Origin of the sequence: Marinomonas profundimaris (assembly GCF_000508165.1) — a bacterium.
GTDB classification, from domain to species: domain Bacteria; phylum Pseudomonadota; class Gammaproteobacteria; order Pseudomonadales; family Marinomonadaceae; genus Marinomonas; species Marinomonas profundimaris.
Window position 1 is genome coordinate 60,183 of sequence record NZ_AYOZ01000061.1, and the last position, 14,544, is coordinate 74,726.

The window sequence follows — 14,544 nt, forward strand, 5'->3', positions numbered from 1 at the left end:
TATGTATTTAAAAAGACAGTTAAAAATGTTTTGTTCGGCCGTCACTCTTATCTTTCTGAGTGGTTATGCATCGGCGACCACTTTACTCATTATGGGCGATAGCCTAAGTGCCGCGTACAATTTACGACAACAGGATGGTTGGGTTAGTTTACTGGAAAATCAACTTTCTCAATCCCATCCTGACGTTTCAGTAATTAATGCCAGTGTCAGTGGCGAAACCACTCAAGGTGGTCTGTCACGTTTTAGTTCGCTTTTGGCAACGCATAAACCTAAATGGGTTGTGTTAGAGTTGGGCGCCAATGATGCTTTACGTGGTTACCCTTTAAATCAGACCACGTTAAATCTTGAAAAAATGATTGAACAGGCACAGCAAGTCGGTGCGGTCACTTTGCTGATCGGCAATCAAATCCCTCAAAATTATGGCAAGCGCTACACCCAAATGTTTTTTAACTTGTATAAAGACATTGCGAGTAAGTACAACGTCGCCTATATGCCATTTATGCTAAAAGGTGTCGCATTGAACAAAGATCTAATGCAAGACGATGGCCTTCATCCCAATAAAGACGGCCAACCTGTTGTGCTTCAAAACATCTTGCCATATTTACAACCACTAATGACAAAGAAGTAAGGAAAGATAAATGAAAGCGGTTTTCCTAGACAGAGGGTCATTCCCTGATTACGTAAAAATAGATTATCCATCGAAAATATCTGAAGTGATGGAATATGAGAACTCCTCACCTGAACAAGTCGCTGATCGTATTAAAGACGCGGATATTGTTCTTAGCAATAAGGTCGTATTAACCGCAAGCGCAATCGAAAGTGCAACAAACTTGCGTCTTGTTCAAGTCATGGCAACGGGAACAAACAATGTCGATATTAAAGCCTGCTCAAGCCGCGGAATTGCGGTTCAAAATGTCGCTGACTATTCGACAATCAGTGTTCCTGAGCACACTTTTGCTATGCTGTTGTCGCTGCGTAGAAATTTAACGTCGTATTTTGATGATATAAAAGCGGGAAAGTGGGCAGACTCAAAACATTTTTGCTTTCTTGATTACCCAATCAAAGATTTATCAGGGACGACTTTGGCCATTATTGGGGGCGGAACGTTAGGAAAAAAAGTCGCTTCCATTGCTCAAGCGTTCGACATGAAGGTGATTTTTGCTGACCGAAAAGGCGCCAAAACCATTCGGGCAGGGTATGTGAGTTTTCAGGACGCACTCGCGTTAGCGGATGTAATAAGCGTAAATTGTCCCTTAACAGACGACACTAAAAATTTGATTGGTGATGATGAGTTTTTACGAATGAAACCAAGCTGCCTATTATTGAACATCAGTCGTGGCGGCATTGTGGATGAACACGCATTAGTCAGAGCGTTTGATAAAAACACGATTGCGGGAGCGGCATTTGATGTTGCTACTCAAGAACCTATGCTACTTGACCATCCACTTCAGGCATTGACTAAACGCCCCAATTTTTTACTGACGCCACACATTGCGTGGGCAAGCGACGAGGCGATGCAAACCTTAGTAAATATTGCGATGAAAAAAATAACTGCTTTTATAGATAAAACATAATGATGTTAGATATTTTATTTGAAGACGAACACCTTGTTGTCGTCAATAAGCCCGCTGGATTACTCGTGCATCGGACGCACTTAGCGAAAGAAGAAGAGGATGCCGTCGTTCAGAGGCTAAGAGATCAGACAGGCAAATGGGTATTCCCTGTTCATCGTCTTGATCGTGGTACTTCTGGCGTATTGGTCATGGCATATAGTCCAGAAGTGGCAAGGCGACTTTCTGTTCAATTTTCAGAATCTAAAACACAAAAGACATACCACTGTTTGGTAAGGGGTTTTTGTGATGCGGTCGGTGTTATCGATTATCCTCTAGCAAAACTCAATGAGCAAAAGGGCCGATCACGATTTAAAATTGAAGGCACTGAAAAGGAAGCGGAAACGCAGTTTGTTAGGCTCGCTCAATATCAACTTCCAGTGTCTGTTAGTCGTTACGATAGTATGCGTTTGAGTTGGGTTGAAGTAACTCCGAAGCAAGGTAGAAAGCATCAAATCCGTCGGCATTTTAAACATCTATTAAATCCGCTTGTTGGTGATTCGTGTTATGGCTGTCGCCATATAAACAAAGCAGTAAAAGACATTTGGCCGGATGATTTCAGATTAATGCTTCACGCTTCTAGACTCCAGTTTGTTCACCCAATAACAGACCAAGAAATGACAGTGGAAGCGGGGTTAAGTGACAAAATACTAAACATCTTAACGATATTAGAAAGTCATAAAATCGGTTCAACCACTAATACCATTTGACCAGCGAAATACCCAACAGTCATGAATATCTGGCTCTAAATTAATTGCATCCTTTTGAATTTCATTCATTTCAAAGCCGCAAGATAAAAGGACTTTAATTGAGGCTTTATTATGATCTGCAACTTGAGCATACACTTCCCTTACGCCACTACTCGCCCAAATAAGCAGTAAATTTTTGAGCACGTATTGAGCAATACCTTGGTTGGTGAATGTCTTAGCAATTCGATAAGACACCTCCATTGAGAGATTTTTATCGTCCAAAATTTGCCCATTGAACCGCCCGATCAAGACATCGTTTGGTAAATAAACCAAGTACTGCATTCGCTTAAGATGGCTTCGAAGTAAATGTTTGAAATAGAACTCCGTTTGTTGGCGCAGCATTTGACTTGGCAGGAACTGAGAAAACCAGCCTCTATTTCTAAACTCAAACAATAAAATACTTCTAAGATCGGCTTCTGTAGCTTGTCGGATGATTAACGTGTTTTTCATGGTCAAGTATGCGCTTTCAAATTAGAGATGTTCTTAGTTTAGTGTAGAACTTGTTGGAATGCCGAATAATGCATTTTTTATCTCGATAAGATTCATTGAGATGGTAGAATGCCGCCTTTTAATCATTGATCGAGGAACCGCTATTTATGAAGAGCCGAAATGTTGTCTATTCAACCGATCAAGGTCGGCTTTGCCCAGATTGTGAGTGTTCTATTGCGGAATGCCAATGTAAAAATGCACAAGCGGTTGGCAATGGAAAGATCCTAATAAGTTTAGAAACTAAAGGTCGTAAAGGAAAAGGCGTCACTGTGATTACAGGGCTCCCAATGACACAAGACGAACTAAAGCTATTAGGAAAAAAACTCAAGGCTCAGTGTGGTACTGGAGGCGCGGTGAAAGATGGACAGATCGAAATTCAAGGGGATAGCCGCCAAAAAATAAAAGAACTACTGGAAAAAGCCGGTTATTCGAGTAAATTTTCAGGTGGCTAATGGCTATTAAGAACTAATAGTTTTACTATATTTTTGTTTTCAAGAACAATGAAGTGCAACTAAACCACGATAAGAAAAAGAAGCCGTAAAGTGATCGAGCTTCAAGACTCATTTATATGAGCATGAACTACCACCAATGAAATGGGACGTCTTAGTGGTTAATAAATGGCAGCAGAGGTTTCAATGTTCCAACACAATATAAAACAAGCGAATCAGCTCATGCGATCGGCAATTCCGCTTATGGTTAAGTTAGACATACCCCCTACCCCCTACAATTACGGGATTTGGTATGAATACTCTTCAAATAGAAATCCAAAGCTCAATCAAGTGGTGGATCGTGCTCTACGCCGATTTGGAAGTCTGCCCGCATTTGTTTCAAAAGAACTCTTTAACGAGTTCTTATTGCCAGAAGAGCATCAACACACCCAACGCCAAGGCTCTGCTTTAACCAGTCTTACTGAAAACTTAGAAACAGAAACAACAAGTGTTACCAGTGAGCTTGCAACCTTTAATAGAACGCTTAAAAACACAAGAAAAGCATTAAAAAACACCAAGGACACATCGCAGGTTGAGCATCTCGCCCTTTTGCTTGATAAAGGCGCCTTTAAAGCAAATCAAGCCATCGAAGTTTTCGGTCGATCATTGTATGCCGCGCAAGAAGAACTGGCTGCACTCAGATCTGAATTGTCTGATGCCAAGAAAAGCACTGAACTTGATACGATGACCTTACTTTCAAATGGAAAAGGTTTTGAGCGAGCGCTATTCTCTCTCGTTCCGCATGCGGAAGATGATTTAACCTTACTGCTTATTGATATTGATGACTTGGGTGAAATTAATCAAAAATACGATAAAAAAGCGGGGACATCACTCATTCGCTATATTGCAAAATTACTGTTAAATAAATTGCCTGAGAACGGCTTTATCGCACGCATAAATGGCGGTCAATTTGCCATGTTGTTAGGAGAAACTGAGTTAAGTGTGGCCTCCCAACTGGCGGAGACACTACGCAATGAGGTTTCTATCCAGAAAATCCGTTACAAAAATACCAAGGTACTTCTTCGGCAAGTTACTGTCTCAATTGGTGTGGCAACTTTATACGGAGATGAAAGCCCAAATGAACTGATCAAACGAGCTCAGCATTATTTGTTGTACGCAAAGCGTTCAGGTAAAAACTGCGTTGCTCACCATGAATAAAAATTCATTTCTTTCTGAGGTTATCGCATGAAGGACAATCTAAACTCATCAAATCACGCTTACTTCGAAGTTCGAGATTATGAGTGCGATATGCAAGGCATAGTGAACAACGCCGTTTACCAGAACTATCTGGAGCATGCGCGGCATCAGTTTATTAAGTCAAGAGGTTTGGACTTTGCTGAAATAACCAGACAAGGTATTAACCTCGTACTCATAAAAGCAGAGGTTGAATACAAACGTTCGTTACAAAGTGGCGATTGCTTCTATATTAAAACAAGGGTTGAGAGGCTTTCGAAACTAAAGCTGGCGTTTTATCAAAACGTATACCGTGGTCAAGATGATCAATTGATGTTAAATGCCACGATGACCGTCACATCGACAACAACAGAGGGCCGCCCTATTATCTTCGAACGGGCAAACCTATTGATTGATGACTAAATATCCAAATCATATAAATTAAGGAAGCCTAATCACTAGCATAAAACGCAAATGAGCGGGCTTCATAAAACCCACCCAATCACCAAAAGTATATTTAGCCAAAATTTAGGCGAAAAAAAAGACGTCCAAGGACGTCTTTTTTTATAATGGCGGTGAGCAAGAGATTCGAACTCTTGATGCCTTTCGACATACACGCTTTCCAGGCGTGCTCCTTCGGCCACTCGGACAGCTCACCAAAACTTTTTCACGCAATGCGTAATTTGTGCGCGTATGATAATGATGAAGATCGTTCTTTGCAACCCATTTTTAAGCAATTAACCTTATAAATTAATCCCTTACCCATTCGAGGTTGCTACTAAGCTCAACCTCACGGGCCATAATCGATTTATCTTTAGGCGTCCCTGCATAAATAAGCCCTATTATTTGGTCGTTATCCTCAAGCGACAGAAGTGTTTTCGTTTTTTGCGTGAAACACGCTGGGCCACTACGCCACATTCCGCCATAACCTAACGCATTAAGACCCAATAGCACTTGTTGAGCGGCGGCAGAAGTAGCCATAATTTGCTCTACAGGGGGAACTTTAGGGTGATCTTGTATGTGTGCATAGATTAATAAAACGGCTGGCGCCCTGTAAGCCTTCTTAATAAATGATTCTTCTTTTGATGCTGGCATTGAATCCACTTCAGACAGAGCGTGGTGCCAATAAATTTGCCCGAGTTTTGCTCGACCCTCCCCTTCGTATATTCTAAATCGCCACGGTTTTAAGTTGCCATGATCTGCTGCACGACTGGCGGCACTAAGAATAGAATCCCATTCAATTTCAGATGGTGCTGGCTCGGTAAGCATTGGCTGAGACACACGATTTCGCATGAATGTTATAAATTCTTTACTCATAAAATAATTTATTCCGTTAATATAAGGGAAAGTGGCAAGTTAAAACGATGATTTGCTAGTGTTTAATGATAATGGATATCTCATATATTATCGCTGGGTCTAGAGGTTTTTTATGTCAAAGTGGTTGGTTTGGACGCTGCTGGAGCTTAGTACTTTTCTTTTATTGGCCAATCTTACTTTTATATGGCTGTCACGTACTCTTCGTAAAAAAATAAATGACAAGAATGACGCCGCACCAGATGTCGGCGCAAATAATGAAGTAGAAGATCCTGAGGTTAAGGAAAACGCTGATAGCTATAAAGGGTTGGCTCACTTCCTAGACTTGCAAATCAATTTTGCCGCTAACTCCATTGTGCCAGCTAAAATGGATCAGCATGAGATTAACCGTTTGAAGATTTGGGGGACGGCATTAAAGGCGGAGAGAGCCATTCTGTTGAACCAAGCCAGTGAAAAGCCAAAGCCTATTTTAAATCGGTTCTTATCCGCACTCCTGTATGCACTATCAGCACCGAAACTTCAAACCACCAACATAGATGAACTGCATCAAGATTTAAAAGAAATGGAAGAGGAACTTCATCAGACGACGGAGTTGTTGATAATGAAAGAGTCATTATCAAAGAGTCAGTATGCATTAAATGAAGATTTGAGAAAAAATATCGAAAGAGCAAAAAAACGCATTAAGCAATTAGGTGTTAAAAAGTCCGAGCAAGCCCGCTTAGAAATTGAAGTGTCTGGATTGCAGGAAAAAATTAAAAATCTCGAAAAGGCCCAGACAGAAAGTGCAGGCGGTTTCGCTGAATTCAAATTGGATGTCCCAACGGCTCAAAAACAAGAGAAACAAAGCCGAAGTGATTCCTATAAACAAATATCAAGTTTAAGCAACCTATCTTCTCGTCAACAAATGGTTATTGATCAGCTTAAAATTGAAATAGAGAAAGCCAGTAAAAACAACAATTCGCAAGATGCCGTTGAGGCCCAAAAAGTGGCTATTGCCAAAATGGCACGAATGTCAGAAGAGTCTCAAAGTCTAATTGCCCAGCTGGAAAATGAACTTGAGACATCAAACCTCTCTATTGTGTCTTTAAGACAAGATATTAGCGCAAAAGATGTAAGGCTTGCTGAGATGGAGAGACAACTCAATCAGAGTAATGAAACGGCCATCGGCAACTTACAAACATTGAATGCAAATCAAAAGGAAACGCTTGGCTCGCTTCGTAGTGATTTGGATTCTGCGCTTGAGACCATGTCTTCGGAAAGCTTAATAGAACAAGATAAAGACACAAAAATGTTGGAGCGCTTGCTGCAGGAATCGGAAACATGCGTCACCCTACTTGCGCAAGAGCTAGAGACCGCAGAAGACACCAACCAAGAATTAAGAGAAAAGGTAGCAAACCTTACTGTTGATGGCGGCGAAAGCACTTTAAGTCAATCTAAGCCCCTTATTGAGCAGCGAGAGAGAAATAAAAAGCTCGCCCAACAAACAACTGAGCTAAAGGAAAAGCTTTTGGATATGGCGACAAATAAAGACTTTCAGGCGCTTAGAGTGGTTTATAACAAGCGAAGTCTTGAGTGTGATAGGTTACAACTTGCGTTTTCAGACTTAGAAATCAAATATTTGGGGACGCTAAATGATTAGCTCCCCAAATAAATAGCTGCATCATTTCATCTGAAAATTTAACATTCTCTCTAATGGAATAAGCGCTTTGACTCTGGTTTCTTCCGGTACATGTATTTCACCTGAACCATCTCTAAGGGAATTTCGCAGCATTTCTAAGCTATTGAGCGCCATCCATGGGCAATGCGCACAACTTCTACAATTTGCGCCTGAACCTGCGGTAGGTGCCTCGATAAACCGCTTACCTGGCGAGGCTTGCTTCATTTTATAAAAGATCCCCCTGTCTGTTGCCACAATAAAGGTTTCGTTAGACATTGTTTTGGTCGCGTTTAATAACTGAGAAGTGGAGCCCACAACATCTGCTATTTCAACAACAGGTTCAGGAGATTCTGGATGTACTAGTATGGCAGCATCGGGATAAATCGTTTTAAGATCCAAGATGCCCTTCGCTTTAAATTCTTCATGTACGATACAAGCGCCATCCCAAAGAATCATGTCCGCACCGGTTTCGCGCTGAATATATCCGCCTAAATGCTGATCAGGCGCCCAGATGATTTTTTCACCTTGATCCACGAGGTGCTCAACAACATCTAGCGCAATGCTGGAGGTAACCACCCAATCTGCTCGCGCTTTTACTGCCGCAGAGGTGTTTGCATAGACAACCACTTTTCTATCGGGGTATTGATCACAAAATGCTGAAAATTCGTCGATTGGGCAGCCAATATCTAGAGAACATGTTGCCTCTAATGTTGGCATTAGAATGGTTTTTTCTGGGCTCAAGATTTTGGCGGTTTCACCCATGAATTTTACGCCCGCTACTACCAAAGTATCGGCTGGGTGATTTGCTCCGAAACGCGCCATTTCCAATGAGTCTGCAATAACGCCGCCGGTTTCCTCAGCCAATTCCTGAATAGCATCCTCTGTGTAGTAGTGCGCCACTAAAACAGCGTTTTTTTGCTTAAGTAAAGACTTGATTTCACTACGAATTTTTTGATCATCAACAGCGGGTGTTTCAAGAATTTTTTCAGCCTCTGTTAGATACTTTTGAACGGTATCTCGAAGCGCTGCTTTATTGAAAAGTTCGGACATTTCATTACCCCTTAAGAAACTGGGAGCGGAATGAGTGTTTTTGGTGGGTCGTACTGGATTCGAACCAGTGAACAATTGAGTAAAAGTCAACTGCTCTACCAACTGAGCTAACGACCCAAAAATCACAAAAGGAATAAAACAATGTTGGTGGGTCGTACTGGATTCGAACCAGTGACCAATTTATTAAAAGTCAACTGCTCTACCAACTGAGCTAACGACCCAACGGGTTGCGTATAATACAGAGCCCGTTGAGGAATGCAAGTTATTTAATTTTACTTAAATATCCAGCGGATAGCTTAGCCGCTTTAGTATCAGGAAAGCGTCTAATGACGTCTTGTAAATAAGACTTAGCTTTTACACTATCGCCAAGCTGATCGTTGACAGTGCCTAGCTTATACAATGAGTCCTGTTCTTTGGCATGCCCTGGAAAGCTCTGAATTACAGTGGAAAAGGCTTCTAACGCTTCCCTAGGCTTTCCTTGAACCAACTTCACTTCCCCTAACCAGTAATAGCCATTACCAGTCAAAGAGTTATTTGGGAAGTCTTTAACAAACTTATCAAACGCACTTTCCGCTTCATCAAATTTTCTTTGACGAATAAGATTGTAGGCATTGTTATAAGCTTGTTGAGATTCTGCCGTTGGCGGCTGTAATGTTACAGGTGCCAAAGGAGAGGCAATCAATGCACTTGCAGTTGCTTTCACTTTCTCTGCTGGCACTTGAGCGGGTACTTGTACGGTCTTTTGCGGTAATGAGTTATTTGGTTGACTTGATGATGCAGACATCAATAAGGATATGCGCTTATCGAGATCAATATATCTATCTCTTTGGCTCTGCTTCATTAATCTTAACTCATGCCCTTGCTCTTCTAATTGACCACGAAGACTTTGAACTTCTTGTTGCAAAGTGTCCAATTGGAAAAGTAAGTCCGCAGCAGCGCCGGGTGAAAGGCCACTGTTTGCTTGCGGAGATTCCGCCCAAGCAAATGGCGCTGTAAAAAACAGCGCCATTGCTAAAGAGTGAATTTTCACATCTTTATAGAACATTATTCGTAACGTACTTCAACTCGACGGTTTAACTGCCAAGCGTTGCTATCATGACCAAATGCAACAGGCACTTCTTCACCAAAGCTTACTGTCTCAATTTGAGAAGCGGCTACGCCTTGGATCGTTAAGTAACGACTGATTGCTTTAGCACGACGCTCACCAAGAGCCATGTTGTATTCACGTGTACCACGCTCATCTGCATGACCTTCCAATACGATACGAGCATCAGGATTGGCTACAAGGTATTCAGCGTGTTTAGCTAGGGCTTCACGAGACTCAGGGCGTACAATTGACTTATCGAAGTCAAAGTAAAAAACGGTTTCCACGCCAGCCAATGAATCCATTGCTGTTTCTTCTGTCGCTTCTGTTTCTTCAACAATAACGCTTGTTAAAGCACCTTCTTCGCCTGCACCAAATGCTTGGTCAGAACTGTCAGTTGCTTCATTCGCTTGTTCTGTTGATGCAGCATCTTCAGCAACAGTTGAAGAATCAGTATCAGTAGCAGTAGTACTACAACCCGCAATCCAAGCTGCAGATAAACCAATTACAGCAAACTTACCTAGTTTGTTTACACTCATTATTCACTCCTCAATGTCTTTATTTGAAATACGGGGACCAAGATGGTTCACGTACATCACCCTCTGCTGATGGTAACCTATATTTTACCAGTCCATCAACGGAAACTACGGCTAAGATACCCTTTCCTTGATAGGTTGTGGCATACATCACCATGCTACCATTTGGCGCAATGCTTGGCGATTCGTCTAAGTAAGTTTCTGTGAGAACCTGAACTCGGCCTGTTTTCATATCCTGTAGTGCAATATGATAGTTGCCGTCGTTCTTTTGGACCGTCACGAGATATCGGCCATCAGGCGTCATTCTTGCTCTGGTATTTAGGTCACCTTCAAAAGTAACCCTCTCGACTCGCTTACTATTTACATCTAACCGATATATCTGCGGATTTCCGCCTCGATCAGATGTGAATACAATTCCTTTACCATCTGGTTCCCAGCTTGGTTCAGTATCAATAGCATAATGATTTGTCATACGCTCAAGTTTTTGTGTTGCAATGTCCAAAGTATAAATTTCAGGGTTGTTATCTTTAGACAATACCAACGCTAATTTTTTACCATCAGGGGACCATGCAGGTGCACCATTTAATCCTCTGAATTGCGCAATTTGTTGGCGCTTACCTGTCGCCAGTTCTTGTATGAATATATTTGGTCGGCGATTTCTAAACATAACATAAGCGATATCACGACCATCACTGCTCCACGATGGCGATAATATAGGCTCTTTAGATTCAACCACTACTTGAGGCCTGTGCCCATCAGCATCCGCTACCTGTAGTTTGAATAAAGGCGCCCTCTTATCTCCTTCAGCAGTAACGTACAGTATTCTTGTGCTAAAGGCGCCTTTTGTTCCTGTTAACAATTCATACACTTTGTCGCTGATATAATGTGCCGCGTCTCTAAAATTTCTTGCACTCACATCAATAGAGCTGTGCTTTTGAACTGGCTTTTGACTCAAAACATTCAACAATTCAAAGCCGATTCGATACTGGTTATTTGTCAGCTTTTGAATACTACCAATGACAACATAATCGCTTTTCAATAGTCGCCAGTCACGATAAAAAACATCTGATTCTTTTGATGGCATGCTTAGCATATTAGATCGCGGGATAGGCTGAAACAAACCACTCCTTGCCAAATCGCTTTCAACAATTTGCGCGATATCTTCCGGCAAAGCATCAACACCATTATAACCAAAGGGAACAACTGCGACGGGGAGAAGTTGGTCCGCACCGCTGGTAATCTCAATTACTAGTTGAGCTCTCGCGGCTCCTACAAATACAACGCAAGTGAAAATAACACTCAGCCATTTTTTAAACATCATTAATTTCTCAAATCCTGCGGGTTAAAAATCAAATCTACCTGACGAAAATTACGTTCGAAAATATACGAATCAACATCCGCTAACTCTTCAATCTTTTTAACTTTATAAACGGCATCAACGGCTCTTTGATCAAATAAAGCATCGCCGCTACTACTGGTTACTTGTGCATTCATCACTTCACCATTTGGTAAAAAGTAGATTCGCAGTTGTGTTTTCATGCCATTTCTTGCACTAGGAGGTCGATTCCATACTGCAGTAACCCGATTATTAATCAAGCTGCTGATAGATTGAACCATTTGAGCTTCTTCTGCAGCGCGTTGCTGCGCCTCTTCCGCTGCAGCTTGGGCAGCCTCATCTTCTCTCTTTTGTTGCTCGGCCAACCTTACTGTCTCTTCTTGCCTTTTGCGCTCTTCTTCAGCTAGGCGTTCGACCTCAGCTTTGCGAACAAGTTCTTTACGTTGCCGTTCTTTTTCATTGGCCTCTTCTGTACGGCGTTTCTTGTCTGCTTCTTGCGCTATTCGTTTTTGCTCCGTTTCTTTTTCTACACGTTTCTGTTCTGCAAGGCGCTTGGATTCATTCGATTTTTTTAACGCCTCTGCCGCTTTTATTTCTACCTGCTTTGCTTGTGCAATTTTCTTCTTTTTTTCATCCAGCGCTTTTTGTTTGGCGTCATTTTTTCGTTTTTGTTCGGCTTCTTTTTTCTTTTTTTCTGCTACTACGGCTTGACGTTTTATTGTGGCTTTTTCTTCCGCTTCGCGCTTACCAATTATTGTCTGTGATATATCAACAACCGTAGCATTTACAATAGGCGACCTTTTAGGCGTTTGAGGCGCGCTATCGCTAAAATCAACCGCGAATAAGCCAACTATTACAATGCCAAGGTGCAAGCCGACCGCAAGCAAAATCGGAACGCCATAACTATCACTTCGGAACCTTTTCATTAATTTCGTTCCGGCTCTGTTACTAGCCCAACGTTCGGTACGCCAGCGGCTTGTAAAGCAACCATCAAACCAATCACATCACCATATGGGACGCTTCTATCCCCCCTCACTAATACGGACATTTTGGGGTTTTGGCTTAACACCTTTCTGACTCTGTCTTGCAATTGAGATAATGGTATGGATTCTTGCTTGCCACCGACATCTAGGTAAAACTTACCTTTCGAATCAATAGAAGCAATCATCACATCATTATCGGTGTCCTGCATTGGCGATGCATTTGCATTCGGCAGCTCGACATCAACACCTTGCGTAAGCATTGGTGCGGTAATCATAAAAATAACCAACAACACCAACATAACGTCAATATATGGCACGACGTTAATTTCCGCCATTGGGCGACGTTTATTCTTTCTTCTTGAGCGAGCCACTATACAGCGCCTCCCTCTCTAACATGAACCTTACGGTGTAAAATACTGGTAAACTCATCCGCAAAGTTTTCGTAGCTTGAACCGAGTGATTCAGCCGCAGATGAAAAACGGTTGTATGCAATGACCGCTGGAATCGCGGCCGCCAAGCCAATGGCTGTTGCGATCAATGCTTCTGCGATACCTGGGGCGACGGTTGCTAGTGTTGCCTGCTGAACTTCAGCAAGCCCAATAAAAGAATGCATAATCCCCCATACTGTACCAAACAGGCCAATGTATGGGCTGGTAGAACCAACTGTCGCTAAAAACGGCAGATGTTGATCTAACTTTTCTTCTTCACGATAGAGTGCCACTCGCATTGCACGTTGCACCCCATCCATAACTGCGTCAGGGTCAACATTTTGACTCTGCCTTAATCGAGTAAATTCTTTGATACCTGACGTAAAGATATTCTCCATACCTTCAACCTTACGACCTTCTTGAGTTAGCTTTCTATAAAGCTGACTTAGATCGATACCCGACCAAAAGCTTTCTTCGAATGCTGTACGTACTTTTTTGGCTTCTTTTAATACACGTACACGTTGGAATATAACAATCCATGAAAAAACGGAAGCCGCTAACAATATCAACATTACAAGTTGAACAACGAAACTAGCACTGGCTATAAGACCCCAAATTGACATTATTAACCTCTATTTAAAATCTGAAGGGAGTTGGTAATTAAAATGTTCATACGCACGCTTTGTAACCTGACGACCCCTTGGTGTTCTAATTATAAAACCCTGCTGAATCAAAAATGGCTCTATGACATCTTCAATCGTATCTTTGTCTTCACCTAATGCCGCCGAAACACTATCAAGTCCAACAGGTCTACCATCGAACTTTTCTATCATAGTCAATAACATACGTCTATCTAAATGATCGAAACCTTGACTGTCTACACTTAACATATCCAGCGCTCTTTGAGCAACTTTTTGCCCAACCAGTACTTCACCACTGACTTGAGCAACATCTCTTACTCGCCTAAGTAATCTATTGGCTATCCTTGGGGTGCCGCGCGATCTGCGCGCTACCTCAAAGCAGCCGGAGTGATCGAGTTGCATACCCATTTTACCAGCAGAGCGAGCAACAATTGTCGTTAACGACTCAACATCATAAAACTCAAGACGTTGGACAATACCAAATCGATCCCGTAATGGAGAGGTTAGCAGACCGGCTCGAGTCGTTGCTCCGACAAGCGTAAAGGGTGGTAGTTCAATTTTAATTGACCTTGCTGCTGGACCTTCACCGATCATGATATCGAGTTGATAGTCCTCCATTGCAGGATAAAGCACCTCTTCAATGGCAGGGCTTAACCTATGTATTTCATCAATAAAGAGGATATCCCCTTCATTCAAATTTGTAAGCAATGCCGCAAGGTCACCCGCTCTTTCCAATACCGGTCCAGATGTGGTTTTAACATCCGTCTCCATTTCATTACCAATAATATGAGCAAGTGTTGTTTTACCCAATCCTGGCGGACCAAATATCAAGGTATGATCCAGCGGCTCTTCACGCTGCCTGGCAGCCTGAATGAATATTTCCATCTGCTCCCTGACCACGGGCTGCCCAATATAGTCAGACAGTGCTTGCGGCCTTATGGCCCGATCTACCTGCCGATCATTGCCTTTAAGCTCTGCAGTAATAATGCGATCTTGTTCAATCATA

17 protein-coding genes and 3 tRNA genes are annotated in these 14,544 nt (G+C 42.1%); 7 read left to right on the top strand and 13 right to left on the bottom strand.

Features of this window, described 5'->3' with window-relative positions; genetic code table 11:
• Position 1: 1 nt before the first annotated feature.
• Genes D104_RS35625 through D104_RS35635 form a run of 3 tightly spaced genes read left to right on the top strand, consistent with a single transcriptional unit; the run spans position 2 to position 2,320 of the window.
• Positions 2–628, top strand: coding sequence for an arylesterase (locus D104_RS35625; protein WP_024025466.1), 627 nt, complete (start codon positions 2–4; stop codon positions 626–628).
• A 10-nt stretch (positions 629–638) separates the two neighbouring features.
• A complete protein-coding gene (locus D104_RS35630) occupies positions 639–1,574 on the top strand; it encodes a D-2-hydroxyacid dehydrogenase (RefSeq protein WP_024025467.1) in 936 nt (311 codons plus the stop codon).
• Positions 1,574–2,320 (top strand): pseudouridine synthase, encoded by a 747-nt coding sequence (locus D104_RS35635; protein WP_024025468.1) that lies wholly within the window; start codon positions 1,574–1,576, stop codon positions 2,318–2,320. The genes D104_RS35630 and D104_RS35635 overlap by 1 nt, the downstream gene beginning before the upstream one ends.
• On the opposite strand, the gene D104_RS35640 is transcribed toward D104_RS35635, so the two are convergent.
• A complete protein-coding gene (locus D104_RS35640) occupies positions 2,300–2,809 on the bottom strand; it encodes a GNAT family N-acetyltransferase (RefSeq protein WP_024025469.1) in 510 nt (169 codons plus the stop codon). The genes D104_RS35635 and D104_RS35640 overlap by 21 nt on opposite strands.
• 146 nt (positions 2,810–2,955) lie before the next feature.
• Here D104_RS35640 and yciH point away from each other — a divergent pair, with 146 nt between their 5' ends.
• The 3 genes from yciH to D104_RS35655 all read left to right on the top strand — a co-directional run bounded on the left by yciH (position 2,956) and on the right by D104_RS35655 (position 4,932).
• Positions 2,956–3,300: a stress response translation initiation inhibitor YciH gene (gene yciH / locus D104_RS35645; protein WP_024025470.1), complete on the top strand. Its 345-nt coding sequence runs from the start codon at positions 2,956–2,958 to the stop codon at positions 3,298–3,300.
• A gap of 165 nt (positions 3,301–3,465) precedes the next feature.
• The gene (locus tag D104_RS35650) at positions 3,466–4,494 is read left to right on the top strand and encodes a GGDEF domain-containing protein (protein ID WP_024025471.1); all 1,029 of its coding nucleotides are present in this window, start codon (positions 3,466–3,468) and stop codon (positions 4,492–4,494) included.
• 27 nt (positions 4,495–4,521) lie between these two features.
• A complete protein-coding gene (locus tag D104_RS35655; protein WP_024025472.1) occupies positions 4,522–4,932 on the top strand; it encodes an acyl-CoA thioesterase in 411 nt (136 codons plus the stop codon).
• Between the two features lie 147 nt (positions 4,933–5,079).
• Here the strand turns inward: D104_RS35655 and D104_RS35660 are convergent.
• Both D104_RS35660 and D104_RS35665 read right to left on the bottom strand, forming a co-directional pair.
• Positions 5,080–5,167 (bottom strand) — tRNA-Ser (locus D104_RS35660).
• A gap of 92 nt (positions 5,168–5,259) precedes the next feature.
• The gene (locus D104_RS35665; protein ID WP_024025473.1) at positions 5,260–5,826 is read right to left on the bottom strand and encodes a nitroreductase family protein; all 567 of its coding nucleotides are present in this window, start codon (positions 5,824–5,826) and stop codon (positions 5,260–5,262) included.
• 124 nt (positions 5,827–5,950) lie between these two features.
• Here D104_RS35665 and D104_RS35670 point away from each other — a divergent pair, with 124 nt between their 5' ends.
• Positions 5,951–7,462: a coiled-coil domain-containing protein gene (locus D104_RS35670; protein WP_235075967.1), complete on the top strand. Its 1,512-nt coding sequence runs from the start codon at positions 5,951–5,953 to the stop codon at positions 7,460–7,462.
• 21 nt (positions 7,463–7,483) lie between these two features.
• On the opposite strand, the gene nadA is transcribed toward D104_RS35670, so the two are convergent.
• The 10 genes from nadA to ruvB form a co-directional block, all read right to left on the bottom strand.
• On the bottom strand, positions 7,484–8,530 hold the full coding sequence (gene nadA, locus D104_RS35675; RefSeq protein ID WP_024025475.1) for a quinolinate synthase NadA: 1,047 nt from the start codon (positions 8,528–8,530) through the stop codon (positions 7,484–7,486).
• A gap of 41 nt (positions 8,531–8,571) precedes the next feature.
• Positions 8,572–8,647: transfer RNA gene (locus tag D104_RS35680), tRNA-Lys, on the bottom strand.
• Positions 8,648–8,675: 28 nt separating this feature from the next.
• Positions 8,676–8,751: transfer RNA gene (locus D104_RS35685), tRNA-Lys, on the bottom strand.
• A 41-nt stretch (positions 8,752–8,792) separates the two neighbouring features.
• On the bottom strand, positions 8,793–9,575 hold the full coding sequence (ybgF, locus tag D104_RS35690) for a tol-pal system protein YbgF (protein WP_024025476.1): 783 nt from the start codon (positions 9,573–9,575) through the stop codon (positions 8,793–8,795).
• Complete coding sequence (pal, locus tag D104_RS35695; protein ID WP_024025477.1) at positions 9,575–10,153, bottom strand: peptidoglycan-associated lipoprotein Pal; 579 nt, start codon at positions 10,151–10,153, stop codon at positions 9,575–9,577. Before pal ends, ybgF begins: the two co-directional genes overlap by 1 nt.
• Positions 10,154–10,172: 19 nt before the next feature.
• Positions 10,173–11,471: a Tol-Pal system beta propeller repeat protein TolB gene (gene tolB, locus D104_RS35700; RefSeq protein ID WP_024025478.1), complete on the bottom strand. Its 1,299-nt coding sequence runs from the start codon at positions 11,469–11,471 to the stop codon at positions 10,173–10,175.
• A complete protein-coding gene (tolA, locus tag D104_RS35705) occupies positions 11,471–12,373 on the bottom strand; it encodes a cell envelope integrity protein TolA (protein ID WP_235075968.1) in 903 nt (300 codons plus the stop codon). The genes tolB and tolA overlap by 1 nt, the downstream gene beginning before the upstream one ends.
• Positions 12,374–12,411: 38 nt before the next feature.
• On the bottom strand, positions 12,412–12,840 hold the full coding sequence (tolR, locus tag D104_RS35710; protein WP_024025480.1) for a protein TolR: 429 nt from the start codon (positions 12,838–12,840) through the stop codon (positions 12,412–12,414).
• A complete protein-coding gene (gene tolQ / locus D104_RS35715; protein ID WP_024025481.1) occupies positions 12,840–13,520 on the bottom strand; it encodes a protein TolQ in 681 nt (226 codons plus the stop codon). Before tolQ ends, tolR begins: the two co-directional genes overlap by 1 nt.
• Before the next feature lie 9 nt (positions 13,521–13,529).
• Positions 13,530–14,543, bottom strand: coding sequence for a Holliday junction branch migration DNA helicase RuvB (gene ruvB / locus D104_RS35720; RefSeq protein WP_024025482.1), 1,014 nt, complete (start codon positions 14,541–14,543; stop codon positions 13,530–13,532).
• Between the last annotated feature and the right edge of the window lies 1 nt (position 14,544).

What these genes read in the sequence shown, in the direction of transcription:
- D104_RS35640 (WP_024025469.1), bottom strand. Translation starts at nt 2,809, where the DNA reads ATGAAAAACACGTTAATCATCCGACAAGCTACAGAAGCCGATCTTAGA.
- ybgF (WP_024025476.1), bottom strand. Translation starts at nt 9,575, where the DNA reads ATGTTCTATAAAGATGTGAAAATTCACTCTTTAGCAATGGCGCTGTTT.
- D104_RS35650 (WP_024025471.1), top strand. Translation starts at nt 3,466, where the DNA reads ATGGCAGCAGAGGTTTCAATGTTCCAACACAATATAAAACAAGCGAAT.
- ruvB (WP_024025482.1), bottom strand. Translation starts at nt 14,543, where the DNA reads ATGATTGAACAAGATCGCATTATTACTGCAGAGCTTAAAGGCAATGAT.
- nadA (WP_024025475.1), bottom strand. Translation starts at nt 8,530, where the DNA reads ATGTCCGAACTTTTCAATAAAGCAGCGCTTCGAGATACCGTTCAAAAG.
- tolB (WP_024025478.1), bottom strand. Translation starts at nt 11,471, where the DNA reads ATGATGTTTAAAAAATGGCTGAGTGTTATTTTCACTTGCGTTGTATTT.
- tolQ (WP_024025481.1), bottom strand. Translation starts at nt 13,520, where the DNA reads ATGTCAATTTGGGGTCTTATAGCCAGTGCTAGTTTCGTTGTTCAACTT.
- pal (WP_024025477.1), bottom strand. Translation starts at nt 10,153, where the DNA reads ATGAGTGTAAACAAACTAGGTAAGTTTGCTGTAATTGGTTTATCTGCA.
- D104_RS35655 (WP_024025472.1), top strand. Translation starts at nt 4,522, where the DNA reads ATGAAGGACAATCTAAACTCATCAAATCACGCTTACTTCGAAGTTCGA.
- yciH (WP_024025470.1), top strand. Translation starts at nt 2,956, where the DNA reads ATGAAGAGCCGAAATGTTGTCTATTCAACCGATCAAGGTCGGCTTTGC.
- D104_RS35630 (WP_024025467.1), top strand. Translation starts at nt 639, where the DNA reads ATGAAAGCGGTTTTCCTAGACAGAGGGTCATTCCCTGATTACGTAAAA.
- D104_RS35625 (WP_024025466.1), top strand. Translation starts at nt 2, where the DNA reads ATGTATTTAAAAAGACAGTTAAAAATGTTTTGTTCGGCCGTCACTCTT.
- D104_RS35635 (WP_024025468.1), top strand. Translation starts at nt 1,574, where the DNA reads ATGATGTTAGATATTTTATTTGAAGACGAACACCTTGTTGTCGTCAAT.
- D104_RS35665 (WP_024025473.1), bottom strand. Translation starts at nt 5,826, where the DNA reads ATGAGTAAAGAATTTATAACATTCATGCGAAATCGTGTGTCTCAGCCA.